Annotated in this window: 25 protein-coding genes; 10 read left to right on the top strand and 15 right to left on the bottom strand. The window is 51.7% G+C overall.

The features are described 5' to 3' along the window. Window positions 1–273 (bottom strand): phosphoribosylformylglycinamidine synthase subunit PurS, encoded by a 273-nt coding sequence (purS, locus tag NDA02_RS13485; protein ID WP_190790347.1) that lies wholly within the window; start codon window positions 271–273, stop codon window positions 1–3. Between the two features lie 223 nt (window positions 274–496). Here purS and psaX point away from each other — a divergent pair, with 223 nt between their 5' ends. After that, window positions 497–610, top strand: a complete 114-nt coding sequence (gene psaX, locus NDA02_RS13480; protein WP_190790348.1) for a photosystem I protein PsaX — start codon at window positions 497–499, stop codon at window positions 608–610. Between the two features lie 200 nt (window positions 611–810). On the opposite strand, the gene NDA02_RS13475 is transcribed toward psaX, so the two are convergent. Together NDA02_RS13475 and NDA02_RS13470 are read right to left on the bottom strand one after the other, a co-directional pair. Then, the gene (locus tag NDA02_RS13475) at window positions 811–1677 is read right to left on the bottom strand and encodes a branched-chain amino acid ABC transporter permease (RefSeq protein ID WP_190790349.1); all 867 of its coding nucleotides are present in this window, start codon (window positions 1675–1677) and stop codon (window positions 811–813) included. A gap of 160 nt (window positions 1678–1837) precedes the next feature. Next, entirely contained in the window at window positions 1838–4168 is a 2331-nt protein-coding gene (locus NDA02_RS13470) for a glycoside hydrolase family 31 protein (RefSeq protein ID WP_348255109.1), read from the bottom strand. A 371-nt stretch (window positions 4169–4539) separates the two neighbouring features. Between NDA02_RS13470 and NDA02_RS13465 the strand changes: the two genes are divergently transcribed. Further along, on the top strand, window positions 4540–5154 hold the full coding sequence (locus NDA02_RS13465) for an HPP family protein (RefSeq protein WP_190790351.1): 615 nt from the start codon (window positions 4540–4542) through the stop codon (window positions 5152–5154). A 28-nt stretch (window positions 5155–5182) separates the two neighbouring features. Here NDA02_RS13465 and NDA02_RS13460 read toward each other — a convergent pair whose 3' ends face one another. Then, window positions 5183–5746 carry a DinB family protein gene (locus tag NDA02_RS13460; RefSeq protein WP_190790352.1) on the bottom strand — a complete coding sequence of 188 codons (564 nt, stop codon included), beginning with the start codon at window positions 5744–5746 and terminating at the stop codon, window positions 5183–5185. 111 nt (window positions 5747–5857) lie between these two features. Beyond that, the gene (gene purE, locus NDA02_RS13455) at window positions 5858–6376 is read right to left on the bottom strand and encodes a 5-(carboxyamino)imidazole ribonucleotide mutase (protein ID WP_190790353.1); all 519 of its coding nucleotides are present in this window, start codon (window positions 6374–6376) and stop codon (window positions 5858–5860) included. Between the two features lie 157 nt (window positions 6377–6533). Here purE and bchM point away from each other — a divergent pair, with 157 nt between their 5' ends. The 5 genes from bchM to dacB all read left to right on the top strand — a co-directional run bounded on the left by bchM (window position 6534) and on the right by dacB (window position 11401). Continuing rightward, window positions 6534–7217, top strand: coding sequence for a magnesium protoporphyrin IX methyltransferase (gene bchM / locus NDA02_RS13450; RefSeq protein WP_190790354.1), 684 nt, complete (start codon window positions 6534–6536; stop codon window positions 7215–7217). Between the two features lie 53 nt (window positions 7218–7270). Next, a complete protein-coding gene (locus NDA02_RS13445) occupies window positions 7271–7645 on the top strand; it encodes a DUF423 domain-containing protein (RefSeq protein WP_348247646.1) in 375 nt (124 codons plus the stop codon). Between the two features lie 282 nt (window positions 7646–7927). Next, window positions 7928–8254, top strand: coding sequence for a thioredoxin family protein (locus NDA02_RS13440; RefSeq protein ID WP_348247645.1), 327 nt, complete (start codon window positions 7928–7930; stop codon window positions 8252–8254). A gap of 51 nt (window positions 8255–8305) precedes the next feature. Next, entirely contained in the window at window positions 8306–9481 is a 1176-nt protein-coding gene (locus NDA02_RS13435) for an LL-diaminopimelate aminotransferase (RefSeq protein WP_348255113.1), read from the top strand. A 405-nt stretch (window positions 9482–9886) separates the two neighbouring features. Beyond that, on the top strand, window positions 9887–11401 hold the full coding sequence (gene dacB / locus NDA02_RS13430; protein ID WP_348255107.1) for a D-alanyl-D-alanine carboxypeptidase/D-alanyl-D-alanine-endopeptidase: 1515 nt from the start codon (window positions 9887–9889) through the stop codon (window positions 11399–11401). Window positions 11402–11457: 56 nt separating this feature from the next. Here dacB and NDA02_RS13425 read toward each other — a convergent pair whose 3' ends face one another. The 3 genes from NDA02_RS13425 to NDA02_RS13415 all read right to left on the bottom strand — a co-directional run bounded on the left by NDA02_RS13425 (window position 11458) and on the right by NDA02_RS13415 (window position 14138). Next, the gene (locus NDA02_RS13425; protein WP_190790358.1) at window positions 11458–11802 is read right to left on the bottom strand and encodes a DUF1815 family protein; all 345 of its coding nucleotides are present in this window, start codon (window positions 11800–11802) and stop codon (window positions 11458–11460) included. Between the two features lie 492 nt (window positions 11803–12294). Further along, on the bottom strand, window positions 12295–12507 hold the full coding sequence (locus tag NDA02_RS13420) for a DUF2839 domain-containing protein (RefSeq protein ID WP_190790359.1): 213 nt from the start codon (window positions 12505–12507) through the stop codon (window positions 12295–12297). Window positions 12508–12596: 89 nt separating this feature from the next. Beyond that, window positions 12597–14138, bottom strand: coding sequence for a helicase C-terminal domain-containing protein (locus NDA02_RS13415; RefSeq protein WP_348247643.1), 1542 nt, complete (start codon window positions 14136–14138; stop codon window positions 12597–12599). 282 nt (window positions 14139–14420) lie between these two features. Between NDA02_RS13415 and NDA02_RS13410 the strand changes: the two genes are divergently transcribed. After that, window positions 14421–15263 (top strand): prephenate/arogenate dehydrogenase, encoded by an 843-nt coding sequence (locus NDA02_RS13410; RefSeq protein ID WP_348255105.1) that lies wholly within the window; start codon window positions 14421–14423, stop codon window positions 15261–15263. Window positions 15264–15381: 118 nt separating this feature from the next. Here the strand turns inward: NDA02_RS13410 and NDA02_RS13405 are convergent, their stop codons facing one another. The 5 genes from NDA02_RS13405 to psaC all read right to left on the bottom strand — a co-directional run bounded on the left by NDA02_RS13405 (window position 15382) and on the right by psaC (window position 19273). Next, window positions 15382–15909, bottom strand: coding sequence for a cofactor assembly of complex C subunit B (locus NDA02_RS13405; RefSeq protein ID WP_348255104.1), 528 nt, complete (start codon window positions 15907–15909; stop codon window positions 15382–15384). A 119-nt stretch (window positions 15910–16028) separates the two neighbouring features. Beyond that, window positions 16029–16391 carry a PadR family transcriptional regulator gene (locus NDA02_RS13400; RefSeq protein WP_190790363.1) on the bottom strand — a complete coding sequence of 121 codons (363 nt, stop codon included), beginning with the start codon at window positions 16389–16391 and terminating at the stop codon, window positions 16029–16031. Window positions 16392–17189: 798 nt separating this feature from the next. Beyond that, the gene (locus NDA02_RS13395) at window positions 17190–17843 is read right to left on the bottom strand and encodes a response regulator transcription factor (protein ID WP_348247641.1); all 654 of its coding nucleotides are present in this window, start codon (window positions 17841–17843) and stop codon (window positions 17190–17192) included. A gap of 333 nt (window positions 17844–18176) precedes the next feature. Next, entirely contained in the window at window positions 18177–18920 is a 744-nt protein-coding gene (locus tag NDA02_RS13390; protein ID WP_348255102.1) for a DUF554 domain-containing protein, read from the bottom strand. A 107-nt stretch (window positions 18921–19027) separates the two neighbouring features. Further along, complete coding sequence (psaC, locus tag NDA02_RS13385; RefSeq protein WP_348247639.1) at window positions 19028–19273, bottom strand: photosystem I iron-sulfur center protein PsaC; 246 nt, start codon at window positions 19271–19273, stop codon at window positions 19028–19030. Window positions 19274–19842: 569 nt separating this feature from the next. On the opposite strand from psaC, the gene NDA02_RS13380 reads away from it, so the two are divergent. Beyond that, the gene (locus NDA02_RS13380) at window positions 19843–20451 is read left to right on the top strand and encodes a DUF937 domain-containing protein (RefSeq protein ID WP_348255100.1); all 609 of its coding nucleotides are present in this window, start codon (window positions 19843–19845) and stop codon (window positions 20449–20451) included. A 956-nt stretch (window positions 20452–21407) separates the two neighbouring features. Beyond that, entirely contained in the window at window positions 21408–23165 is a 1758-nt protein-coding gene (locus tag NDA02_RS13375; RefSeq protein WP_190793361.1) for a cadherin-like domain-containing protein, read from the top strand. A gap of 59 nt (window positions 23166–23224) precedes the next feature. On the opposite strand, the gene wecB is transcribed toward NDA02_RS13375, so the two are convergent. Both wecB and NDA02_RS13365 read right to left on the bottom strand, forming a co-directional pair. Beyond that, the gene (gene wecB, locus NDA02_RS13370; RefSeq protein WP_190793362.1) at window positions 23225–24340 is read right to left on the bottom strand and encodes a UDP-N-acetylglucosamine 2-epimerase (non-hydrolyzing); all 1116 of its coding nucleotides are present in this window, start codon (window positions 24338–24340) and stop codon (window positions 23225–23227) included. 186 nt (window positions 24341–24526) lie between these two features. Beyond that, entirely contained in the window at window positions 24527–25366 is an 840-nt protein-coding gene (locus tag NDA02_RS13365; RefSeq protein ID WP_199296709.1) for an MOSC N-terminal beta barrel domain-containing protein, read from the bottom strand. Between the last annotated feature and the right edge of the window lie 18 nt (window positions 25367–25384).

Here is a 25384-nt window from a genome sequence, read left to right as displayed (position 1 = left end):
TTAGCAGGCGGCTTCTGCTGCCGTCATGATGTCGAAGCGGTAGTTCTCAATCACGGGGTTTGCCAAAAGCTGGTCACAAATGCGATCGAGTTGGGTTTGGGCGGCGGCTTCGCTATCTGCGGTGAGCGTGACTTCGATATATTTGCCGATTCTCACCTGCTCCACGTTGTCGTAGCCCATGTGTTTTACCCCAGACTGCACTGCGGTTCCTGCCGGGTCTAGCACTGAGGGACGCAGGGTAACGTAAATTTTGGCGTAATAGGTTTGAGCCACGATCGATCGAAGATAAAAGGACGAATCCTATTGTAAGAGGTTTGCTGAAATTGCTGACCAGGTTCTATGAGGGCAGGGTAGACACTGTCCCTCTAAATCAGATTCAGACAGAAACTCATTTCCTAAGTTTTCCTAACCCGATCAAAATTCTGCTCAAACTGGTGACACTCATCCACTACCATCTAGGTAAGTTAACTGTTCATGATGGAGCATATTAATCACCATGACCACAACGAAGACTGGTAAACCGGGCTATCCTTTTCGCACGCTGTGGGCGATCGTCCTGCTGGCGGGCAATCTGATCGTCGCTGCTTTCTACTTCGGTATTCTGAAGTAGCGTTTCCTGGGATGCTGAGTCAGAGTGGCTGAGGATTAGGGCATGGTCGGCGGCTAGATGTTTGACACTGCGGTACGTCTCCCCAGTTTTTAGTCACTCCAGACTCAGCAGTGGCAGAAGTAAGTTTCTGAAATTCGCTGTGCAGGGCAAAATTACAGGGCAAAAATTACAGGGCAAAAGTCTCATCCAGCACCAAGCCACTACATTGTGCCCCGGAAGATGCCTTGCGGACGCACCAGCAGCACCAGGATCATAAGCAGCAGTGCAACGCCCAGCTTATATTCGGCGGGAAGCCAGTAAGTGCTAACCTCTTGAGCAATGCCAATCACCATCGCCCCAGCGATCGCCCCATAAGGATTGCCAATGCCGCCCAGAATCACCGAGGCAAACATCGGCAAGATCAGAAACCAGCCCATATTGGGACGCACAGCAGTTACTAAGCCATACATTCCGCCACCGATCGCTGTTAAGCCTGCTGCAATCACCCACGTCCAGATCACGACCTGATCTACATTAATTCCCGATACCCGTGCCAGATCGACGTTATCTGCAACTGCTCGCATCGCTTTGCCCGTCTTGGTTTTTTGCAGCAGATAATGCAGTCCAAAAATCACAAGAATCGTTAGTCCTACGACCAGAAGTCGGTTCTGGGCAATGCGTATTCCAAACAAATCGAGCGCGGGTACAACCGGCAGATCGTATTTCTGGTTTGCGCCGCCCCAGATCAAAATAATGCCGTTTCGCAGGAAGAGGGCGAGTCCGATCGAGATAATGATCAGCGTGGTAGAACTAGCACGTTTAGTTCGCATCGGCGACCAGAGCAGCTTTTCCGTAAGCAGGGCAACGGCGATCGTCAGTCCTGCGCCCAGCAAAATTGACAGCCAGATATTCATGCCGCTCAGGTTAAACACCAGCGTCAGATATGCGCCCAGGGTCATGATGTCGCCGTGAGCAAAGTTTGCCAGCCGCAGAATACCGTAAGTGAGAGTCAGACCAACGGCTGCTAAAGCGATAATGCTGCCGACGGCGATTCCGTTGACGAAGAGTTGGAGTAGCTCGGAGTCCATTGGGGGTGGATGAGTGAGGGGGCGACACAGAGATCTGATTTTAGCGGGTCGATCGCTTATCGGGGTGCTGATTGCAGCAAAAGGTTAAGGGTCGATCGCTTTAGCATTAGCAACTGCTCATCAGGCAACTGCATCATTATTAGAAAACCAAGCGCCGATATTAGAAAACCAAACGCCGATCGCTTCCATCCTCTTCAAAAGACTGTTCGCCTACGCCAACTAACTCTACAATCACGCGCCGCGGATGGGGCTGCCATTGTCCCTGTCTGGCTTGCACTGTGACGATCGTTTGATTGCTGTCGGAATAGACGCGATAAGTGGTTGTTGCCCAGTCTCCTTGCTGATAGGCAAAGCTGCGTCCGTCATCTTCGTAAAGGGTAAATTCGCCCTCGCCCTGCCAGATCTTCAGCCGTAGTTCCGTGAGTGGAGTTTCATTGGCGTATTGCATCACGGGCATCATGGGAAGGATTGACCCCGCCCTCACAAACAACGGCATGGTTTCCAGGGGAGCATCAGCGAGGATGTGGGTGTTGCCCCTGTGAGATTGACCTGTCCACCAGTCGAACCAGGTTCCCTCTGGTAGATAAACGACGCGACAGGTTTGACCGGGACGATCGATCGGGGCTGCCAAGATTGCGGAACCGAGCATTGCCTGATTTGCCAACTCATAAGTCTGTGGATCGTTGGGAAAGTCGTACAGTAAGGGACGCAGGATGGGTGCGCCTGTGGTTGCCGCCTGCCAGAACAGTGTGTAGAAGTAGGGCAAAAGCTGATAGCGCAATTCGATGTACTGACGGCAGATTTGCTCCACCCGAGCGCCAAACACCCACGGTTCATGACGCATACTCTTGAGAATTGAATGGGCACGCATGAGCGGATAAAGCATTCCCATTTGCATCCAGCGGGCAAAGAGTTCAGCCGTTGCGTTTCCGGCAAATCCGCCGATATCTGCGCCGACAAATGCGACCCCGGATAGCCCCAGATTACAGAGCATGGGCAGTGACATTTCCAGGTATTCCCAGCGCGAATGATTGTCCCCTGTCCAAACGGCTGAATATTGCTGAATTCCGGCATAGCCCGATCGCGTCAAAATAAACGATCGCTCATTCGGTCTAAGTTGCTGCATGGCTTCACAGGCGGCGCGTGCCATCATCATGCCGTACAGGTTATGCGTCTCGGCGTGGGTCGAGTTCTCTTCTCCTCCCTGAGCCGTATCGAGCGGAAACCAGATTTTTACCCCCGGATCACCAAAGGGACGATCGTTCATGGCGGGTTCGTTCATGTCATTCCAGATGCCCGCCACACCTGCTGCGGTGAGTTCTTTGTGCCAGCTTGCCCACCACTGCCGCACATCCGCTCGCATAAAGTCGGGAAACACAGCACGATCGGGCCAGACATAGCCCTGAAATAGATTGCCATTACGAGTTCGCACAAAGCACTCTTTCTCTAAGCCATCGTTGAAGACTGCATAATTGCCCTGATATTCCAGCTTTACGCCCGGATCAACGATCGTCACGGTCTGAAAACCGTTTTGCTTTAGATCGCTTAAGAGCTGCTTCGGGTTGGAAAAGCGATCGGGATGCCAGGTAAACACCCGATAATCCCGCATATAGTCGATATCCAAATGGATCACATCGCAGGGAATTTGCTTCTGACGGAAGGTTTGGGTCAGTTCGCGCACTTCGTCCTCAGAGGCATAGCTCCAGCGGCACTGGTGATAGCCGATCGCCCATTTTGGCGGCAGAGGCATTCGTCCAGTAAGGGCAGTGTAGGTCGTCAGGATTTGCGCCGGAGCCGGACCATAAATGATGTAATAGTCGAGTTCTGGACTCTGGGTTTCTATCTGCCAAACTCCTGCCTGCGCCGCCCCGATATCAAACCGACTCCAGAAAGTGGAATTAAGAAATAGCCCATAGGCAAGCTGAGGGCGCAGCGCAATAAAAAACGGGATCGCCTGATACATCTCGTCAGTGAGGGCATGGTAGTCGAGGCTGTCTACCGTCCAGTTTGTATAGGCCTGCGATCGTTTGTCTAGAAATCCGGTGCGCTCGCCAAAGCCGTAGAAATGCTCCTCTGTTTCGATGTGTTTCCAGGCAGCAATGCCGCTTTCTCGCCAGGCGATCGGCTGAATGTCTTGAGCAAAGGGGCGATCGGCTTTGTCGAAGCAGGTGATTTGTCTGGTTTGGCGATCGACTTCAACCCGAATCTGTGAAGTTTTGATTTGAACTTGATCTGCTGTTTCCTCGATCTCGAACGGCACAACTGACCAAGCGTTATCCTCTTGAGCCACTGCCCACGATCGGCGCGGCAAAAATTCGCTCGATGGCGACAGACGCACGCGAATCAGGTTTTCTGCCAGTACGCTGATGCTCAAGACGGCATTACCACAGGTCAGCAGAACCTTGCGCTCCTGTTTTTCAACGGTTTGAATCGGCTGGAGTTCTGTCCAGGCAGGCTCGATGACAGGCAGTTGTCCAAAGACTTCAGGCATAGCAGCAGGAATCAAGAGATGGGGAAGGACATTGTGAGTTGTAGTGGGTGTTTGAGGAAAGCGGCAACTGTCGGAGGGTAGGTGAGAGGTAGAGAGGTAGGAGAGGGTAGGAAGGGAGTTATAAGGGTGACAGCTTTACCCCATAAATTGCATAAGAAATTTCTGTAGTTATCGATACTTTCGGTGTATCTCTTTAGCAGAATGTCAGAATATGATGACATAAGTACAAATACTGGCTCGACGGTTCGCCGCTCCTGATGAGGATTGCCCGATGGGGCCAGGCAAATTTCTCATGCCATTAAATCTGTTTCATCTGGTTCTTATTCATCTGACTTCTATTCATCTGGTTTATGCAAGAGGCAATTGCTCCTATGCGGAACTCCCCTATCCGATCGCGGCTTCGTTTTGTTGATGCTTTTACCGATCGTTCCAAACTTCAGGGCGATGCGAAGCAGTTTCCCCGCTGGGATAATCGCTTCAAAAGTCAGCTTGCCAAACTGGGCGGCAGTTCCCGCTATCAGCCTCATTTCTCTTTTCAGCAAGCGCTTTTGTCCTGGTTAGGCAGCTTTCTTGGGATTGCGGTGCTGGCGTATTTGACGATGCATACAACCTATCCGCTGATTGCAGCTCCCTTTGGTGCAACCGCTGTCCTGGTTTATGCCGTGCCCGAAAGTCCTCTAGCGCAACCGCGCAATGTGATTTGTGGGAATTCTCTAGGAGCACTGGTCTGTGTGATCTGCGTTGCCCTGTTTGGTTCCCAGCCCTGGGTCATGGCATTTGCCGTTGCAACCGCGATTAAACTCATGCAGCTAACCCGCACCTTGCATCCGCCCGGAGGAGCCGTCGCTTTAGTAGGCGTGATGAGTCATGCAGACTGGCATTTTGTTTTGACTCCAGTGCTACTCGGTTCGCTGGTGATGGTAACTTGCACGATCGCCTATAACAATCTGGTTTGTCGCAAACCCTATCCAAAGCACTGGTTTTAGACATTCCGCTTTTAGACATTCCGTGCCGCTAGGCCTGCACTGCTTCTTTCGCCGAGTCATACATCATCAAAAAGTCAGTGATGCCGTAATCCTTGCCCATTTGTTGCAGCAGCACTGTCACCTGGGCACGATGATGCGTCTGATGATTAAAGAAATGGGCGATCGCAAACCACAGCGCATGGGTTCGATCGATCGTCCCTGCTACATTGCGATAGTGCATTGACGCAGACAGTATTTCTGGTGTCAGTTCCTCGATCCACTGCTCGATCGCCCGATCGGTTTTCGATCGCCCCTGCCAGAGCTGTTCAAAATCAGGGTAAAGCTCCTGACTCAGATCAGTGCAGTTCAACAGCAAATCTGTCTGCTGCAACGCTGGAAAAGTGTAGGACGTACAGGTTGCAAACCGTCCCAGCCAAATGCGATCGCCCACCAGCAGATGATTCAGCGTCCCATAAATTGACCCAAAAAATGCCCCACAATCCCGCCGCCGCTCCTCCTCTGAAAGCGATCGAGCCAAGCCATATAGGTGCTGATTGACCCAGGAGTTATACTGCGCCATCAGCCGAAACTGCTTGAGATGCGTCGATTCCATTGTCTTTAGTGTCTTTTTTTCCTTAGCTAAAATCCCTTCTGGCGGGAATCAAAGGAATCAAGGGAACTGCTGCTCTGCCGCTCCCGATCGCGCAAACACCCCTTACACCCCCTACATCCCCTCCAGATACCGCCGATACCCCTCCTCCTCCAGTTTCGCCTGCTTCTCCATCACCATTTCCTTCAGGCTTTGCCGATAACGCTGTACCCGTTGCAGCAAATCTCGATCGTGGGCGGCAAGCATTTGCACTGCCAGAAGTCCTGCGTTTCGCGCATTGCCGATCGCCACCGTGGCTACGGGAATTCCGGCGGGCATTTGCACAATCGAGTAAAGCGAATCAATGCCCTGAAGCGTGCGGGTCACAACGGGAACACCAATCACAGGGAGGGGAGTTAGGGCGGCAACCATTCCGGGTAAATGGGCGGCTCCTCCGGCTCCAGCGATAATCACTTTTAAGCCGCGATCGTGGGCAGTTTGGGCATATTCTACCATCCGTTCAGGAGTGCGATGGGCAGAGACAATGCCGACTTCATGGGCAATCTGGAATTCTTCGCAGGCTTCGATCGCCCCTTTCATTGTCGGAAGGTCGGAGTCGCTGCCCATAATAATGCCAACTAGGGGAGAAGCCATAGAAAATTCAATTAGAAATCTCAACAGGGGATATTGTCGCTCGAAAAGGGAAATGCAGGCTTGGTTTTTGCTGGATCTAAAGCCCAAGCGGAACCCAATCTAAGGCACAATCAGTTATGAGACAACCCTTGTTAAAAATCAGGTATTGCTTGGAGTCATGACGGCAACAGACGATAAAACGATCGTAAAAGATTACTTCAACGCGACCGGATTCGATCGCTGGCGGCGAATTTATGGTGATGGCGAAGTCAACAAAGTGCAGCTTGATATTCGTCTGGGACACCAGCGCACGGTCGATACGGTTCTGGACTGGCTGCGATCGGACGGCAACACGGCAGGCATGACGATTTGCGATGCGGGCTGCGGCGTGGGAAGTCTCAGCATTCCGATGGCGGAAATGGGCGCAAAAGTCTTTGCCAGTGATATTTCCGAGAAGATGGTAGGCGAGGCAAAAGAGCGGGCGCAGGCAACTCTGGGACAGTCCGAGAATCCTACTTTTGCGGTCCAGGATTTGGAAAGTCTGAGCGGTAGCTATCACACCGTAATTTGTCTGGATGTGCTGATTCACTATCCGCAGGACAAAGCAATGGAGATGATCACTCATCTAAGCCAGCTTGCCGAATCGCGGGTTCTGATCAGTTTCGCGCCCAAAACGGTTTTCTATGATGTGCTGAAGAAAATCGGCGAATTCTTCCCCGGTCCCAGCAAAGCAACTCGCGCCTACCTGCATCGGGAAGCGAATATCGTCAAGGCTCTGGAAGCAAACGGCTGGACGATTAAGCGAAACGCTATGACCAAAACTCGCTTCTACTTCTCGCGCCTGCTGGAAGCAGTGAAATAACCCGTGGAAGCGGTCAAGGAATCTGCTCGAATCATTGGGAAAGTAGGGCACTTATGCAGATATTTCTGACGATCGCCGCAGTCCTGGGTGGATTATCCGTTGCGGCTGGTGCATTTGGCGCACACGCGCTGGAAGGTAAACTCACTGATCGCGCTCAGGAAGTCTTTGAGACGGCGGCTCGCTACCAGATGTATCACGCGCTGGCGTTAGTGGCAGTTGCTATCCTGCTCACCCGTCCCGAAGCAGCTCAGTCACTGCTGAATGCGGCGGGTATTGCCTTTATCGTCGGGGTGGTGCTGTTTTGCGGCAGTTTGTATGCCCTCAGCCTGTCTGGTGTGAAAATTCTGGGAGCCGTTGCGCCGATCGGCGGACTTGCCTTCATCATTGGTTGGGGCTGCTTAGCGGTAAGTGCCTGGACGATGAAGTAGTCTGGCACACAATAATTAGCCTGGCACAAATAACTAGCGGATGGGCGTGACCAAAATTTGATCGACAACCCATCCGCCAATTTTAGGAACTCCTCACACCCTCACGTTTGAGGTTCAGTCTCTTTTGTTTTGACGCAGCCGATTGACAGAAGTTTCTGCCTTTGATTCAGATCTTTGCCGATCGCCTCACAATTCCGACTTTCGAGTTCCGAATTCCGAATTGGCATTCCAGGCAGGTAATCTAGAAAAGGATGTTTATTAAGATTTCCTCTATTTATTCTCATGAGTAGCGTCGTTACGATCTCAGATACAGAGTTTTCCACTGAAGTTTTGAGCGCGGCTCAGCCTGTCCTGGTCTACTTTTGGGCATCCTGGTGTGGTCCGTGTCGGCTCATGGCTCCGGTTATGGACTGGACAGCGAATCAGTACGGTGATCGTCTGAAAGTGGTCAAAATGGAAGTAGACCCCAACCCGGAATCGGTGGCTTGGTGCAAGGTTGAAGGTGTGCCTGCGCTGCGGTTGTTCAAAGATGGAGAAATGGTAGACGCAAGCGAGGGCGCAATCAGCAAACAGAAAGTTGAAGAATTTCTCGTAACTGGGCTGAATTAGCGGCTAGCCATCGATCGCCCGTTTGGGGCAGTCCTTTATTCGATGCCTTCTATGCAACTCGCCGATCGCCTCACCCCCCTGCAAGCCAACGTTTTTGCTGATATGGATCGGGCAAAGGCAAAAGCCAGAGCTGCCGGACTGGACGTGACTGATCTATCCCTTGGATCGTCCGATCTGCCTACCCCTGCTCCTGTACTGGATACCATTGCCCGATCGCTGCAAGACCCCGCAACCCACGGCTATCTCTTGTTTCATGGCACGGGGGCGTTTCGGCGGGCGGCAGCTCAGTGGTACGAGCGCAAGTTTGGTGTACCCGTTGATCCTGAAACTGAAGTCCTGCCCTTAATTGGCTCTCAAGAGGGAACTGCCCACCTACCGCTTGCTGTTCTGAATCCGGGCGATTTTGCCCTGCTGCTCGATCCGGGCTATCCTTCCCACGCAGGCGGTGTTCACCTGGCTGGTGGACAAATCTACACCATGCCTCTGCTGGCAGAAAACAATTTTTTGCCAGTTTTTGAAGATGTTCCGATTCCCGTGTTGGAACAGGCGCGAATGATGGTGTTGAGCTATCCGCACAATCCCACAACAGCAACCGCATCGATCGATTTCTTTAAGCAGGCGGTTGCCTTCTGCGATCAGCACAATCTCGTCCTGGTGCACGACTTCCCTTATGTGGATCTGTACTTTGAGGGCAGTCCCCCGCCTTCTGTCCTTCAAGCCGATCCCCAAAAGCGAGTGTCGATCGAGTTCTTCACCATGTCCAAGTCCTACAACATGGGTGGCTTTCGGGTGGGATATGCGATCGGCAACCCAAAACTGATCCGGGCACTCCGGCAAGTCAAAGCAGTGGTTGATTTCAATCAGTATCTGGGCATTTTGAATGGTGCGATCGAAGCCCTCTCGGGTTCTCAGGAAGCCGTTGCCCAAGCAGTGGAGACCTTCAGACAGCGTCGCGATGCCTTTGTCGATGCCCTAAATCGCATTGGCTGGCAGGTTCCTCGGCCTCAAGCTGCCATGTATGTCTGGGCAAAATTGCCTGATCCCTGGGCAATCAATTCAATGCAGTTTGCGATCGACTTAGTCGAACAAACCGGAGTCGCCGTCGCACCAGGATCAGGCTTTGGCAAGTCTGGCGAAGGCTATGTGCGATTTGCGCTGGTGCATGATCCCTCGATTCTAGAAACGGCAGTCGAGCGGATTGCTGAGTTCATGAAGAGCAAGCGGTAGATTGAACAGTAGTAGATGTCTTGCATCGCCTCCTAAATCCCCGAATTTTCGGGAATTTTGAAACCGTAAGGTATTTATTGCAAGGCGTTTAAGGTCTCCTTATGACATTGGCTATTCTGTACACACAATGGCTGGCACATGATGGCTAATCAGGGCTGAAACGGCTTTCAGAAACGCCTTCCTGGCTCTCCAATTCTATAGGTAACCAAGCCTTCTTCAGTTTTCCTCAGTTCTCAAAGTCCCCCAGCAATAGGGGATGTAGGGGGCTGCAAAGTTCAAACCTAATCTCTAGTAACTTGCGGATATACCGTAAACGAAACGAGCAGTAAGGGGCACTTGGGATGGGGATCATCGTAGCCGCTCGAATATTTGCCAGGAAACAAACGATCGAAAGTAGCTGAACGAATGTCAATTAAACCGTTTACCGCTTGGGTTAGCGTAGGCTGTCTGCTACTCACCTTTATGGCTGGGATGCGATCGGCACAAAGCGCAACTCCGAAGCAACCCATTTTAGTGAACGCCTCAGTCTGTGCCGCGAGCCTGGTGCAGCAAATCGATCGTCTCATCGATCACCCAGAGTTTCAGCGATCCCAGTGGGGGATTTTAGCGCAAACGCTGGAAGCAGATCCCCAGATCCTTTATGCTCGCAATCCCGATCGCTATCTTGTCCCGGCTTCAAACGTCAAACTGCTGACTACCGCAGCGGCTCTGACTCAGCTAGGAGCGCAGTTTCGGATTCGCACCTCAATTTATCAGGTGGGGACAACTCCAGAGGGCGCAGTTTTGCAAGTAGTTGGTAGGGGCGATCCCAGCTTGACCCATGCCCAGCTTCAAGCTCTGGCACAGCAGATTCGCGACCGAGGCATCACACGCATTGCCACCCTTGTAGGGGACGATCGCTACTTTCGTGGTGATGCGGTCAATCCCTCGTGGGAATGGGAAGACATTCAGGCAGGCTACGGTGCGCCTGTGAACAGCCTGATTTTGAACCAGAACGCGATCGGACTCACGCTCGTGCCCCAGCAGGTCGATCAACCGCTTCAGGTAGTTTGGGATCAGCCGTCAGAGGCGCAGGGATGGCAAATCGTGAATCGATCGCGAACGGTGGCATCAGACGCGCCAGAATTTGTCTCGGTGGGACGGAATCTCAGTCAGCCGATTCTTACTGTTGCTGGACAGCTTCGTGCCGGAGCAGCATCAGAACCTGTTGCGGTCTCGATCCCGCAGCCGGGACAAAACTTTTTGCGTCAGTTTGCAGAAACGCTGCGGTCGGCTGGAATTGAGGTGAACCAGACTCAGCTTCTCACCCATGCTGATGATGCACCGATCGCAACCAGAGCGGAAATCGCTGCCGTTCAGTCGCTGCCCTTGAGCGAGTTACTAGTCGAAACAAACCAGTTCAGCAACAATCTGTACGCAGAGGCTCTGCTGCGATCGCTAGGGGCAGACAGCCCAGATCCATCGCAATCTGCCCTTGAAGCCGGAATCGCTGCCCTCAGGGCTAGTCTCACTCGCCTCGGAATTGAATCTGATAGCTATGTGCTGGCAGACGGCTCAGGCTTATCGCGCCACAATGGGGTCAGCCCTGCCGCAATTGTGGAAACGCTTCAAGCAATGGCGCAGACCAATAATGCGCTGCCTTATCGCAGGTCGCTTTCGGTCGCTGGAATTTCGGGAACGCTACAAAATCGCTTTCGCGAAACCTCGGTTCAAGGTCAGTTAGAGGGAAAAACAGGCGCACTCAGCGGCACTGCTGCTCTATCGGGCTACTTGAATCGGGGCAATCGTCCTGCGATCGTCTTTAGCATTGTTGTGAATCAGGCGAACACACCACCTGGAAAAGCCCAACACACGATTGACGAAATTGTGATGCTGCTATCGCAGGATAAATCATGCAGGGAATTCGCTCAGTCACTCTAACAACGACGGAAACAGTAACTCGATCGCTGCCTTGAGATTCAACCCAATCAGAACATTTAAGATGGCTGGAGGGCGTTCAAACGGTAATCAGACGGCTTAATTTGATATTTCACCAGATTGGCGAGTTCCTGAAGCTGGCTAATTGCCTCTGCCCCTTCTAGTTTCATCAGTTCGCGATCGTCTCGCATTTCAGTCCAGGTGATCCCATAATCGGATACAAGAAACCGAATCAGGTGATTTTCCGCCAGACTGACCATAAACGATGCGCTGTTCATTTGCCCACCGCAGGTATAGCAGGATGCCAAGTAGCCCCGCTGCTCTAGCACCGTTGCCAAAGCCTGAAGATTCATCACCAAGTCTTGAACAAATTGTCGATGTTGCTCTGCAAGTCTAAGAAACATTAACTTGACCTCCTATCACCACACTTACCACAAAATCTTGTATCTTTACAATTTCTTAAGATTTGCCTCAGGTGGTCAGGTCTTTTCCCTAGTGAGAAAATAATGAATTGCCTGAAAGAATGAAACGAAATTATTCAGAGAGTAAGGAATAAAGGAAAATTAGTCCTCTAGCAAAAGGTAGTTTATAAAACCTGCCCAATGAGGTATTCAGAATAACACTTCTAGGTTATTGAAGAATTCCTTCAGATTTATGTTCCACATTATATAATCTGCTCAGTATAAGCAGCTTTTGAAAATTTAGGGCTGGACTTCTGCCCCGGATCGATTTGCAACTGGGCTACTCTACAACTGGCTCACTTGGCAAGCTGCCTCCTTCGAGGTTAAACTTTGCACGATTGCTTTGCGTGGTTGTATTTTGCACCAATTCTATCCGGGGCTGTGATTGAATTTTGATAGCAGGACGATCGCAGTCCTAACTGAAGGTGTCGCGGGTTAAATCACTTCCCACCAGCCGAACGCGGGACCCACAAAGCGAACAACTACCCAGTAAGCGACCAGTGCGCCAATGCCGATCCAAGCTCCTTTAGTGGTCCACTGCACAAATTTTTGCGCTTGGCTTTTTTTCAGCGGCAGCCAGGGGTAAACGTTGCCTTCCTGTCCGTACTGATCGCCCAAAATTTCCTTGCGTCGTTTTGCGTCACCCATACTGCTTCTCCGACATCAACACAGCTAAACTTGCCACCTTTGATAATATCGTGCGAACTTGCCGATGAGTGTGTTGGGCTGACCAAGCGCTATTCGCTCAGGCTGAATCCTTCAAGCGAGGCAAAAAGGCTTGCATCAACATAGTTAATCCGGGCAAGCGGACTAAGCGATGATAAAATCTGCTGTCCGTAGCTGCGATGGTTTACCCGGTTGTCCAACAGTGCCACCACTCCTTGAGCCTCTCGCACCGGGGCAACGGCTCTCTGAAGTTCGCTCAATGCTTCCGGCAGCAGAAATAGACGAAACCAGTCCTGTCGCGATCGTTTATAGTGTGTCACTCGTCCGGCAACCAGCGGATCTTCGAGTGAAGGAAAGGGGAGCGTCGCAATCACCAGCAAATGGGGCGCGGGCAACACGGCTTGATGAGTCCGCCAATAGTCCCAGCCTGCCACCAGAATTCCATGCTCGTCTAGACAGGTTCGCTCGACCTGAACGCGGGAGCCAAACTCGGCTGCCAGCATTGAACCAACCTGCGCTTTTAGCGGCGTGTCGCCAATCAGAATGACAGTCAAGCCTTGATTTGCTGTTTGAGTTGCGCCCAGCAAGGTTCGCAGTTCACTCATTAGCACAGGCTGAAACTGTGGCGTGTTGGGCATCGGTAAGCCGTCTGGCAGATAGAGCTGAATTAATTCGTGCTGGCGATCGGGCGAAAACTTAAGACAGGTGAGATCGGGCAACCCGAGCCGTTGGCGATAAATGGTGGCTTCGGTGTCTAGATCAAGCACGCCACCAATCAGGACGATCGGCTGCTGGTTCCAGACAGGCTGAAGCGAATCTGCCACCTCTGCAGGAGCCGTGAGCAGCGAAAACTGTCCCTGTGGCCGCATCACCTCTGCCCACAAAAGCTGACTGGATTGTTGACAAGACTGCCAGAACTGATTCCAGCAACTTGGCAATGGCTGCTCGATGCCTGCGGTAAGCCGATGGTAAAGTTCGCTAAAAATCTCCTGTTCTGACGCTTCGACCAAATAGCGATCGTAGGGGTTCACCGGATGCTGAAAAATCGATCGGGTCAACTGCACCCGCGCATCGCGAATCAGATCCGCCTGCTGGGGACAGGTTTGCATCAGTTCGTCCCAATTTTGCGGCTGAAGGCTGAGCGTCAGCTCGTTTCGCGTCCACTGCTCCAGATCGTCTGCGCCATCGATCACAGTGAGAATCTGGGACGGAAAGCGTCCTGACCCATGCAGGCGATCGGATATCCAAGACTGAGGCGAGGTCAACAGCAGCCCTTCAAACCCTGTGCCCAGCCAGCGATCGCCCGTCCGAATTTCTTTTTGCGTCGGAATCCACTGCTGGAGCCGGGGAATCTCAACCATGAGAAGTCGCTGCTGAACAGCTTCGCTTGCCACCAGAATTGCCGACCCTTCCCACAGCAATAGCGGCATTAAATAGCTCAGTCGATACCGCCCGTGATAGCCCGAAGGCGCACCCGCCTGAATCAAAGCACTTCTGCCCAAGCGCAGCGCACGCGCCACTAGCCGCGCCATCGTTAAATGGTGTTGCCAGTAGGGTTCGCCCTGCTCTCGCAGAAACGCCCGCAGTTGTTGGTGAACTTCTACTTCAATCACAAAAGCCGAACTTCTCCCCGGTAATGGATTTCATGGTGCCGCAGCAATCTCAATCTATCGCTGAATCTACAGAGCGATTTGAGGGGGCGGGAAAACTTGTAGCCTGGAAAACTTAGGAGTTAATCGTAGGCTGGAAACAGAAGACAATAGACTTTGGAAGAACAGACGACGAACAGCAGACGAGCGACCGCAGCGATAAGACCAGGATGCTTGATTCTTGCGGCTGAGGTCGAGTGTCCTGGGTCTGAAGTCTAAAGTCTAGCAAACTGTAATGGGTCACGCATGAGAATTGGCATTGTGGGATTAGGGCTGATTGGTGGGTCACTGGCGATCGATTTCCAGCAGTTCCCAGAGCATACGCTGCTGGGAGTGAGCCGTCGCGGAGAAACCTGTCGCCAAGCCGTAGCACGGGGCATCGTAGACAACGCCAGCCAGGATTTGAGCTTGATGGCAGCCGCCGATGTGGTCTTTCTCTGTACACCGCTGGGGGCGATCGAATCCACGGTCGCGCAGCTCATTCCGCACCTGAATCCCAATACTATTCTGACTGATGTGGGGTCGGTCAAAGCCTCTGTTGTCGAAACGATCGCTCCCCGCTGGCGTAATTTTGTGGGCGGACACCCAATGGCAGGCACTGCCGAAAGTGGGCTCGATGCTGCCCAAGCCGATCTGTTTGTCGATCGTCCCTACGTCCTCACTCCGATCGACACCACCCCACCTGCTGCCCTGGAAACTGTTGCAGCACTGGTGCAATCACTTCAGTGCCGCCTTTATCAGTGCCAGCCTGCTGAACACGATCGCGCCGTTGCCTGGATCTCTCATTTGCCTGTGATGATCAGTGCTAGCCTGATTTCTGCCTGCCTCAGTGAATCAGATGCTGCTGTACTAGATCTGGCGCAGAAACTTGCAAGCTCTGGCTTCCGGGATACGAGTCGGGTTGGCGGCGGCAATCCAGAACTAGGGGTGATGATGGCAAGATACAACCAGCCTGCCCTGCTTCATGCCCTGGCTCAGTACCGAAATCAGCTCGATCGCCTGATTCATCAGATTGAGAATCGCAACTGGGAGGAATTGGAGCAGAGTTTGATTGAGACGCAGGAGGAGCGATCAGGGTTTGTGGAGTAGCGGAGGAGCAAGGGGAAAGGAGATGGGGAGATGGAGAGATGGGGAGGCAATGCAGGACTTCTGCGACTGCTCTAATGTTCTCTAAGGACGGGTACTCTGATGGCAGATAAGCATGAAGTTATTCGGCAGACTTCAGGTTTAACGATCGCCGCAGTTCTGCCAGTTCGTCTCGGTGGGCGGTGACGGTCAGCAGGCAATGGATCTGGCTCTCCTGATTTGGCTCAACTTTGACAGCGACTTGTTCCAATCGTCCTGATTTTTTCCAGTAGAAAACCCCTGCTCCAGGAGCCAGCAGCACGAGCAGCAGCAGCCAGTTTCCGGCGGCAGGAAACAGGTAAGACAGCACCAGCACCAAACAAAAAATGCCGATCGCTGCCAGCGAACTGAGGAATATTGCCAGAAACAAACTGGGGCGCACAAAACCCTCAAATGTCACCTGGTTTTGCTCTGCATCAAGTGAGATAACGCGATAGGCGCGATCGGCGAAATACTGTTTCAGGCCGTCGAGCAGCGACTCCTCGGATTGGTCGCTCATCAGTTGGGCAACTTCGATGCGGTCTTTAGTGGAGGCACGAATAAAGAAAAATAGCCCCACCGACAGCAATAGCGTCAGCAGGGCAGTAGAAGAAAGAATCGACGTTTGCATAATCAGCAGGAGAGTGGGTAATCACTCGTTTGAAACGACAGCGCAATCCGAAACCGGATGACCACTACGTTTCTGAGTATCGCCCAACTTACGAACTGATGGAATGAGCAAATTAAAACTTACTGCTGGGACACCTGTGCTGGGCGACCTGCATAGCCATACCAGAGCCGAGAAAGCTCCTGGGCCTGCTGGTGCCAGTCAGGGCAGATCTGATACATTCGTCTCGGACGACCCCGCCCCTCTACCTTTTTCCAGTATCCGGTGATCGCGTTTGCGTCTTCCAGAAACTTGAGGGCACTGTAGAGCACCGTATCGGATAACCGATAGTTTGGGTACTCATGTTCGAGCAGGCTGATTAACTCTGTCCCGTAGGAGTCCCGTCGCAGTAAGACGGCTAGGACATAGCAGACTGCCAGTTCCTTGTTCAAATAGAATGGCGGTGGATTTCTGAAAAATTGGTAAATCTCGTCAAATGTCGTCATAGTGATCCCATAACTCAGCGAATCAGTTAATGCTGGCAGTTGCCCATCTGGGCAAACAACTCACTCTAGGCGTAACTCAACTCTTTCGATCGCACTTCTATCTGCATCTCCAATAGCGTTTGCTACTGGCAGCACTCCTGAACAATCTTCAGCCATCACGATTTGAAACTAGATTGGAACTAGATTTTGAAGATGAATAGACTAATGCTCAAAATGGCACAGTTTCAGCGTTGTCAACACTGAATTAATACTGATGCTGGAAGATAGGGAGAAGTGCCTACAGTAGACAAATCTAATGAGAGATGCAGGATAGGGTGAAAGGAATGCTGATGACCAGTCGCTAATGCTAGCAGTAATACTTTTTGAGCTACGGTGAGCTAATCTGCACATGGGCTGATTCTTCAGCCGGAACGGAGCCAGTTTGCTTCGCGGTCCTACTTGCAGAGATTGCTCAGCACGCAACTTATCTTAAGGAGTAGATTGCTTCCTACCAGATAATAATCAATTGTAGACATCTTGCGATAAACTGTCTGTTTTCGCTTTAGAGGGTTTAGTTGACACTATCGATAGCACACAATCACTGGAATCAATGGTTGATTGTATTGCTGCTATAACAGGGACTACGCTAGATGTAGTGTATATAATTCTATCAATGTCCTATTTGACCTACTTTTTACACAGCGTTTTTTAACAAATCTTAATAATTCCTTTAAAAGCAGGGTTCAAGGGGGGGTCAAGCAAGGGAACTTTTGACCCCGAAAGCGCCTTAAGGAGGAGATTTTTCGATCGATGGGCAGGTTAAACCAGTCCTGCTCGCAGGGCGACCACCGCTGCCTGCACCCGATCGTCTACCGCTAGCTTGTTCATAATGCCGCGAACGTGAGTTTTCACCGTATTGGGGCTGAGATAGAGGGCAGTTGCAATTTCCGGGTTGCTGCGTCCTTCCACCATTAGCTTTAAAACTTCTAGCTCTCGCTGGGACAGTTGACCGACAATACTCGGTTCCGTCGTAACGACTGGCTTTAAATGCTCCATTACCTGCCGCGCCACTTGGGGGTCAAGATAGCTCGCTCCTTCCTGAGCTGCCTCGATCGCTGTTAGTAGTCGATCAACGCTGGTTCCCTTGACACAGTAGGCATCTGCTCCGCTTGACAGTGCCCCGATCACCTCGTTCTCAGTCGTGTGAGAAGTCAGCATTACCACATGAACTCCGGGCATTGCCTCCTTAATTTGTTGAGTTGCCGCAATCCCATCTTGTCGGGGTAGCCCAATATCCATCACAATCACGTCAGGCTTTAGCTTTAATGCCTCTTCCACTGCTGTATAACCATCTTCCGCTTGCCCGATGACGGTGATGCCGGGGGCACTGGTCAGCGATTGCTCTAATCCGAGCTGCATCATGGGGTCGTCTTCTACGATGAGAACTCGGATGGGAGTTGGGACGGTTGTCATGCAGGTTGCTCCTTTTAAGGAGGGGTGAGGGGATGAGGGAATGGGAGGATGAGGGGCGATCGCTTTTCAATTGCTTGATTTGCAAATATCCCTCAATGGCATTGTATCGCCTCTGTTCATGGCGCTTTGTGCTGTTTTGAGTTGATGCAAATCTGCTTGAGGTCTTGATAAAAGCCAATTTTAAGGTCAATTTTAGGGAATGAACCTGCAATTAGCAGTCACTGTTGTGGGATAGGTTACTGACCTATTCAGGTGAGGCATCTTTCCACCATTTATTTCATTAATTTTTTTTAATTAATCGGCACTTCTAAGTGAAGCGATCGGCAAGCCAATTTAAGTGAGGCGATCGGCAAGCCAGTATAGCAATGGGGCAAGAAATAAGCCCGGCAGAAAAGAGGCAACTTTGACCTGAGCAACCTCGAGCAAATTTAAGCCCAGCCCTAAAATCATCAGTCCGCCAACCCCTGTAGAAAGCATTACGGGGGGAGCAGTTGCCGGATCGGGAATTACCAGTGCCAGCACGCCTGCGGCAAGAGACAAAATTCCCTGGTAAATCAGAATGGTAAGCGCGGAAAACCCGACTCCCATGCCATAGCTGCTGGTAAAGGCGATCGAAACCAGTCCATCCATTGAAGCTTTGATCACAAGCAGGGTGTTATCTCCGGTTAAGCCATTATTGAGGCTGCCGATTAACGCGAGCGGACCGACACAAAATAAAAGACTGGCGGCGACAAAGCCTTCTGTAAACTTACCCTGCCCCTTAAAACGGTGCTTTAGCCAATTGCCAATTCTTTCAAGGTTAGTTTCTATCCGCAACGCTTCTCCTAACAGTCCACCCAGTACCAGTGCGACTAAGCCGAGAATTACCCCATCGATCGCCCCTGCTTGGGCTTTGCTAAAGCTGCCTGCCATGCTAGAGCCAACGAATAGCGTGATCAGCCCTACGCCCTGAGTAATAATGCGCTGCATCGCGATCGGCAATCGTCCTTTCAGCAGCAGTCCAAAGGCAGTTCCCAGCAGAATGGTGGCAACGTTGATCCAGGTTCCGCTAGTTTTTAGCCATAAATCAGAAGTCATAGCAATTGCAGAAAAACAGTTCCCATAAAAAAAGGGGGTAAACCCCCACTTAAGATTAGACCCAGATGTATTGAAAAACGCAAAAGATAGCAGGCGTAATAGAGTATCTAGTAAGCCAGACCCATACTGCGCTTAGTTTCCGCGCCTAAATACACCCGAATGCTAAGAAAGTCAGTCGGACAAGCCGTTTCGCATCGCTTACAGCCAACACAGTCTTCTGTCCGAGGAGACGAAGCAATCTGACCCGCCTTACAGCCATCCCAAGGAACCATCTCCAGAACATCTGTAGGACATGCACGAACGCACTGGGTGCATCCGATGCAGGTGTCATAGATTTTTACTGCATGAGACATTGATATAGCGGCTCCAAACTGAGTAAAGGTTTGCAATCACCCTCAAAGAATTGCAAATTTGGTTCGCAAATCTGCCTCACTTTGTGAAGTGACCGTATCATGACGTTCTCTAATCGAAATCCAGTTTACAGCAGTGCTTTTATCCAATCTGTGAAAGCTTGCAAAACTTCAAACAATGTAATGAAGCAATCGTCCAGGCAGGCTGAGCAGTATAGGAAGCAGGCGATCGGGCAGGTTGAGGGAGTAAGAGCAGATAAAACGACGAGCAGGTAAAACGCAGGCGCAACAGATTTAAGTCTAGCCCTCCCAAAAAATTCCGCCTGAGCCTGTTGGACTGAACGGTGAGTATGAACGATAGCAGGTTGGCAAAGCGGCTTGCCCTGGCGTTTGATCACGACCCCCAACTTGTGGATGGAAGGACTGAAATTCAGGTTTCCTGTCCATCTTTTTATTGCTGTATCTATCTCTCTATTGGGATGAGTCGATCGCCTTGCACCCCTTATCCTTTCGAAGGTTATGCCTGTTTTGACTGACTTGCAGTAATCAATTTGTAGTAAGCGGAGTAACCTATGGGACTTTTTGATCAGATTTTGGGTGCGATTAACAATCCAGCTCAGCAGGGCAATGTGGATCAGATTGGCGGCATCCTCAATACGGTGCAGCAGGTGTCTAATCAGCAGGGGATTAATCCTTCTCAGACCCAATCAATGATGTCAATTCTGGGAGGCTTTGTGCGATCGTCGCTTCAGCAACAGGCAGCGGGCGGCTATAGCAATCCGACGGCGATCGTGAATCAATATGGCAGCATGCAGCCCAATCCGCAGGCAGTGCAGGCAGTTTTTGGGGCGGGTCAGATTCCGCAGGTGGTGCAGGCGATGGCTCAGCGCACTGGATTGAGTCCCCAGATAATTCAGTCTTTGCTGCCGCTGCTAGTTCCGGTGGTGCTTAACCTGCTCAAGTCGGGGGCAACCAATTCCTCAATGGGCGGCAATCCGAATATGGGCAACTCCAATTTTGGTAATCCCAATATGGGGAACCCTAATTTTGGCAATGCGCCGATGCATCAGGCGGGTTCTAATCCGGTTCTCAACGCATTTCTGGATGCCGATCACGATGGAGATGTAGATATCAGTGATGCGCTTCGCGTTGCCGGACAGTATGTGAATCAGCCTCGCTAGACCCGTTAACAGGGATCTCTGTGAGCGATTTCCAGGCCCCAGAAAAGTTATCTTTTTACAGTCTCTTTAGATGGGGAAGCAGATAAGGGAAGCCCCTTTTGGCGTTGCTGAATCTGCTGAATCTAAGGATAAAGGGTTGAGTTTGACCCCGTTAGACAGCCCCCTAAATTCCCCAAGGCTGGCTACTGTGTACCCACAAGTTGATTCTGCTCGCGTTCTAGGCTGTGCAGCCTGCTAATCTCTGAATGCTGGGGGACTTTGAAAATCAGCGGGATTGGTTCGGTTCCCGCCAGCATTGCCCATAAGAAGGCAGTTGAGGTCGCCGTTTGAGCAGGAATCGAGCAATTGGGCGACACAGTAGCCCTTTATGGTGAACTTCGAGCTTTCTAAATCCAGGGCTAGAGGGCGATTTCGATCGATATAGGACAGTCGAAAAAGCGTCACAACCTATCAGAAAAGAACCAGGGCAACTGTGTGGTCTAACAATAACAAGTCCTGAAGATTGTCCAATCTCTTAAAATCTAATCCGAAACCCGTTTCTATCTTTTGGCTCTAGGCTCTCAATCTTGAGGCTTAGAGTTTTTTATTGTTTGATTAAACGATCGCTCAAAAGGAGTAAAACTCTCAGCAAATTAACAAAGAATAAGTCCTAGCTTTACGGTAGCTCTAAAGAACATTTCAAAATATCTCACAAGTGACAGAGCTTATTTTTCTCAAGCTTTGTTGGAATAGAATTAAGACAGTAATGGAAAGTGTCACAGATGAATGCTCCTCAGTGCTGGAGCGACTTTCCGGGGATTTTGCCATCCCCTAACATCAGGGTTTTCATCATTCATTTATATTGCGGCTAGTGCTTTAAGGAAGCTTTAAATAGTTTTCCGCGATTGCTTCTGGAAACTTTCCGTTGCTTACTGTTGTTGATCAATGTACAAACGTGCAGCCCCCTGAAAATCGTCATGTTAAAAGATACAGGAAACCGTTTTTTCAAAGCCCGCTCGATCCAAGTTTCCAATATCTCTACAAAATGGAATGAAAGAATTGGTGGTCGCGGAGATGCCTTCGATGATTTTCGCCTTAATGTAACGAATCGAAGCAGCTTTACTGCTAATTTGAAAGGACTGAAAGCAAACGCCGATTTGTCGTTGTTTGATGGTCAAGGAAAGCTGTTGCAGAAATCCCAGCGTCTTGGACAACAGGCAGAACGGATTAATGTCAATGAACTTCTGCCGGGAACCTATTTCCTGCGCGTCAAGGGTAACAAACAGAGTGCAACTGGCTATCGGCTCAGTATGAGTACGGGTGCCGTGAATCGTTTTATTCCTAGCCCAAACGGTCCGAGCGGCTCACCTGTAGTGAAGCCAGGCGTGGAAGACAATACTGCTCCTTCCCTCTTCAGCAATGGCATTGCGATCGGTCGAGGCGGTACGGCTTCGATTTCTCGCAACTCGCTTCGAGCCATTGATGCCCAGCAGGGCGCAGGAGATTTGACCTATACCGTGAAGAATTTGCCCAAGTTGGGTAGCCTCTTCCTCAACGGCAATCGGCTGAGCGCAGGCAGCACCTTCACCCAGGCAGATCTGGATGCCAACCGCATCAGCTATCAGCAAAATTCGACAAAGGCGATCGCCAGCGGAACCATTGACGCAAACAGCCTCAAGACGGCAGGTGTTAACGCAGTCTGGTCAGCTCAAGACGGTACAGGCGACTCGGAAATCTTCCTTTTCAACGGCAGCAGCGTGCAGCAGCTCACCAACAACACAGTGACAGACAGCAAGCCGCAAATCGCTGGTGATAATGTGGTTTGGCAGAGCGGCGCGGGCGCAAACGCCGAAATCTACCTCTACAAGGGCAGCACCGGACAAACGCTGCAACTCACCAACGACGGCAGCGCAGACTCCGCACCCCAAATTTCGGATTCTCACGTTGTATGGCAAAAGCGATCGGGCAATCAGAGCAGCGTCCAGTTTTATAATCTGAGCAATGGCGCAACGGGCACGCTCAACAACAGCACCAGCAACGGCGACAATCAACCCCTGCTAGCTGGAAATAAAGCGGCATTCCTGCGCGATAACGGCATTTACTTCGCAGATTTGAGCAGCGGCACCGTGACTCAGGCAAGCAGCAATGCCGCCAGCTACGCCGACACGTTAAAGGGCATCACAGGCAACACGGTAGTTTGGGAAAGACGCTACAGCGCAACGGGCGACACGGACATTCTCTATAACACCAACCCCACTTCGCCCATTTCTGCCCAAAACGTTAACAGCAGTGCGGTCTTTAACGATACGAATGCGATCGTTGCCGGAAACACGATCGCCTTTATCCGCAACCAGACCAGCGGCAGCACTGCCGACGGCATTTACCTGTTCAACCTCGGCACTCGCACCGAGCAACAGCTTACGGGTAGCCTGCCCAGCAATGCTCAGCTGACCGGGCTGTCGGGTTCGGACATTGTGGGCCAATCGATCGTTCCTGGTCAGGTGAAGACCTTTGTGTATCGGGCGGGTGCGCTGGCTCAGCTTGATGGTGGTGCAGTGCAAGAAGGAGCGGCTTCGATTTCGGGTTCAACTCTGATGTGGCTCGGTGGTAACAGCCTGAACAATCCGAATCAGGTGTTTCTGTACGACAGCGCAACCCGCAGCGACAGCTTTGGCTTCAGCGTCAGCGATGGCGGACTCTCAACCGATGGCACGCTGAATATCACGATCGGCTAAACTCCCTCATCTCCCCGCCCTTCTCCAACCGAGAGCGAAGGAGCGCGAGACATAGAGCATCATTCTTGAAAATACTCTCTCACGGCTTTCACGATCCGTTCGGCGGCATGACCATCCCCGAACGGATTGACCGCATTTGCCATCGTGCGATATGCCACTGGATTGCTGAGCAGGTTTGCCGATTCTTCCAGGATGCGATCGGATGCTGTACCAATTAGCTTGGCGGTTCCGGCGTCGATCGCCTCTGGACGTTCGGTGGTTTCGCGCAGCACCAACACCGGCTTGCCCAGACTAGGAGCTTCTTCTTGCAGTCCACCAGAGTCGGTAAGCAGCAGATAGGAACGCTGGATCGCGCCGACAAGTTCTGCATAGTCCAGCGGTTCGGTGAGGAAGACGCGGGGATGATCGCCCAGGATTGCCTGAAGCGGTTCGCGTACGGTGGGGTTGCGGTGCAGGGGCAACAGCAGGGCAGCGTCGGGAAATTTTTCCAGCGTTTGCAAGAAGCCGTGAGCGATGTCCTGCAAGGGTTCGCCCCAGTTTTCCCGCCGATGCACCGTTGCCAGAATCGTTCGACAACTTTGCCAGTCCAATCCGGAGATATCGCAAGCAGGCTGGCGATCGGCAACCGTGAGCAGCGCATCGATGACCGTGTTGCCCGTGAGGTGAATTTTGCCCATCACGCTCGATCGCTCTAAGTGCTGCACCGAAAGCTGGGTAGGTGCGAAGTGAAGCTGGGTGATCTGGGAAATCAATCGCCGATTCGCTTCTTCAGGGTAGGGGTTAAACAAGTCGTTGGTTCGCAGTCCCGCTTCGACGTGCCCGACCGGAATTTTTTGATAGAACGCTGCCAGAGCTGCCGCAAATGCAGTCGTCGTGTCACCTTGAACCAGCACCATCTGCGGCTGCTTTTCTTGGAAGAAGCGATCTAAGCCGCGCAGGGTGCGATCGGTGATATCGGTGAGGGTTTGCCCGTGCTGCATGATTGCCAAGTCGTAGTCAGCTTGCAGACCAAACAAATCCATCACCTGCGCCACCATTTCTTGATGCTGCCCGGTCAGCACAACCTGCGTCTCAAAGTCAGCCTGCTCTCGACATTGCCGAATCACGGGCGCAAGTTTAATGGCTTCAGGACGAGTGCCGAGAATAATACAGATCCGAATGGGTGGATTTGCCATGACCATGAATCAAAAAGACAACTGCGAGCGTAACAGCCTGAGCGTGTGCTTGAGAAGTAGGGGGTGAGTGCCCGGGACATCGCCGCTCCCGGCTACGCCTAACACATCCTACGTCGAATTGGCTGCGCTGCTATGGCAAAAGCGATCAATTCAGCCCAAACCAACCCAAAATTCCAGCCCAAAATCTTAGCCGAGAATCTGTACCGGGCTGCCCACTGCAAGCGTGCCCCTGCTGCGATGAATCAGGTTTTGCCCAAAGATGACGCCATTTTCCCAGCGGCGATAGGTTGCCAGCGTTGCCAGGGGTTCTTTGCCGCGATCGGTGGTTTCCTGGTCGATGGTGGTGATAATGCAGCGAGTACAGGGCTTCACAACATCAAGCGGCACGTTTTGAATCTGGATTTGCTGCCACTCGTCTTCGGCATAGGCAGAACAGCCCGATACAACAAGATTGGGACGAAAGCGGTTCATGGGCAGGGGTTCAGCAAGTCGTCGGTTCAGGTCATCGAGCGAGGCTTCGGAGACCAGCAGCAGGGGATAACCGTCGGCAAAACTGACCTGAGCCGTTTGTCCCCGATCATATTTGGCATCAATCGGACGATCGTATCCTGCCCCGATTCGCACGAGACGGCAGGGAATACCCATTGCCCGACTGAACCACTGAGCGACAGCTTCGCCCTGATCGATCGCTTCACATTGATCGCCCCAAACCCTGACCTTGATTGTTTTTGCAGATTCTGCCGCCGAGTCAGGCTGCTGCAAAGGTACAAGGAAATCGCGCTGTCCAGGAGCCATCAGATACAGCGAATCTGCAGTGATCACAGGTTCCACTAATGCCAACTCTGGCAAAGTCCGCTGCGTCAAAAACTCGCCTTCGGGCGTGACAACCATCCACTGACGATCCCACTGCAAGCCCCAGGGCGTGAGTTCTGCGGAGGTGACTGCTGTGCCACGACAGGACTTGATTGGGTAAATATGAACGGCACTCAGTATGGGATTCGACAAAGCGGACGGAGAAGCAGACATGGCGGCGATCTGTCTTTG

Origin of the sequence: Leptolyngbya sp. ST-U4, from assembly GCF_039962215.1 — a bacterium.
GTDB lineage: Bacteria > Cyanobacteriota > Cyanobacteriia > Elainellales > Elainellaceae > Leptolyngbya_A.
The sequence above is the reverse complement of the archived record's forward strand: the minus strand, read 5'-3'. Positions and strand labels throughout refer to the sequence as shown.

Bases quoted from the DNA above. Each gene is read 5' to 3' on its own strand.
- psaX (WP_190790348.1), top strand. From the start codon at position 497: ATGACCACAACGAAGACTGGTAAACCGGGCTATCCTTTTCGCACGCTG.
- NDA02_RS13475 (WP_190790349.1), bottom strand. From the start codon at position 1,677: ATGGACTCCGAGCTACTCCAACTCTTCGTCAACGGAATCGCCGTCGGC.
- NDA02_RS13470 (WP_348255109.1), bottom strand. From the start codon at position 4,168: ATGCCTGAAGTCTTTGGACAACTGCCTGTCATCGAGCCTGCCTGGACA.
- NDA02_RS13465 (WP_190790351.1), top strand. From the start codon at position 4,540: ATGCGGAACTCCCCTATCCGATCGCGGCTTCGTTTTGTTGATGCTTTT.
- NDA02_RS13460 (WP_190790352.1), bottom strand. From the start codon at position 5,746: ATGGAATCGACGCATCTCAAGCAGTTTCGGCTGATGGCGCAGTATAAC.
- purE (WP_190790353.1), bottom strand. From the start codon at position 6,376: ATGGCTTCTCCCCTAGTTGGCATTATTATGGGCAGCGACTCCGACCTT.
- bchM (WP_190790354.1), top strand. From the start codon at position 6,534: ATGACGGCAACAGACGATAAAACGATCGTAAAAGATTACTTCAACGCG.
- NDA02_RS13445 (WP_348247646.1), top strand. From the start codon at position 7,271: ATGCAGATATTTCTGACGATCGCCGCAGTCCTGGGTGGATTATCCGTT.
- NDA02_RS13440 (WP_348247645.1), top strand. From the start codon at position 7,928: ATGAGTAGCGTCGTTACGATCTCAGATACAGAGTTTTCCACTGAAGTT.
- NDA02_RS13435 (WP_348255113.1), top strand. From the start codon at position 8,306: ATGCAACTCGCCGATCGCCTCACCCCCCTGCAAGCCAACGTTTTTGCT.
- dacB (WP_348255107.1), top strand. From the start codon at position 9,887: ATGTCAATTAAACCGTTTACCGCTTGGGTTAGCGTAGGCTGTCTGCTA.
- NDA02_RS13425 (WP_190790358.1), bottom strand. From the start codon at position 11,802: ATGTTTCTTAGACTTGCAGAGCAACATCGACAATTTGTTCAAGACTTG.
- NDA02_RS13420 (WP_190790359.1), bottom strand. From the start codon at position 12,507: ATGGGTGACGCAAAACGACGCAAGGAAATTTTGGGCGATCAGTACGGA.
- NDA02_RS13410 (WP_348255105.1), top strand. From the start codon at position 14,421: ATGAGAATTGGCATTGTGGGATTAGGGCTGATTGGTGGGTCACTGGCG.
- NDA02_RS13405 (WP_348255104.1), bottom strand. From the start codon at position 15,909: ATGCAAACGTCGATTCTTTCTTCTACTGCCCTGCTGACGCTATTGCTG.
- NDA02_RS13400 (WP_190790363.1), bottom strand. From the start codon at position 16,391: ATGACGACATTTGACGAGATTTACCAATTTTTCAGAAATCCACCGCCA.
- NDA02_RS13395 (WP_348247641.1), bottom strand. From the start codon at position 17,843: ATGACAACCGTCCCAACTCCCATCCGAGTTCTCATCGTAGAAGACGAC.
- NDA02_RS13390 (WP_348255102.1), bottom strand. From the start codon at position 18,920: ATGACTTCTGATTTATGGCTAAAAACTAGCGGAACCTGGATCAACGTT.
- psaC (WP_348247639.1), bottom strand. From the start codon at position 19,273: ATGTCTCATGCAGTAAAAATCTATGACACCTGCATCGGATGCACCCAG.
- NDA02_RS13380 (WP_348255100.1), top strand. From the start codon at position 19,843: ATGGGACTTTTTGATCAGATTTTGGGTGCGATTAACAATCCAGCTCAG.
- NDA02_RS13375 (WP_190793361.1), top strand. From the start codon at position 21,408: ATGTTAAAAGATACAGGAAACCGTTTTTTCAAAGCCCGCTCGATCCAA.
- wecB (WP_190793362.1), bottom strand. From the start codon at position 24,340: ATGGCAAATCCACCCATTCGGATCTGTATTATTCTCGGCACTCGTCCT.
- NDA02_RS13365 (WP_199296709.1), bottom strand. From the start codon at position 25,366: ATGTCTGCTTCTCCGTCCGCTTTGTCGAATCCCATACTGAGTGCCGTT.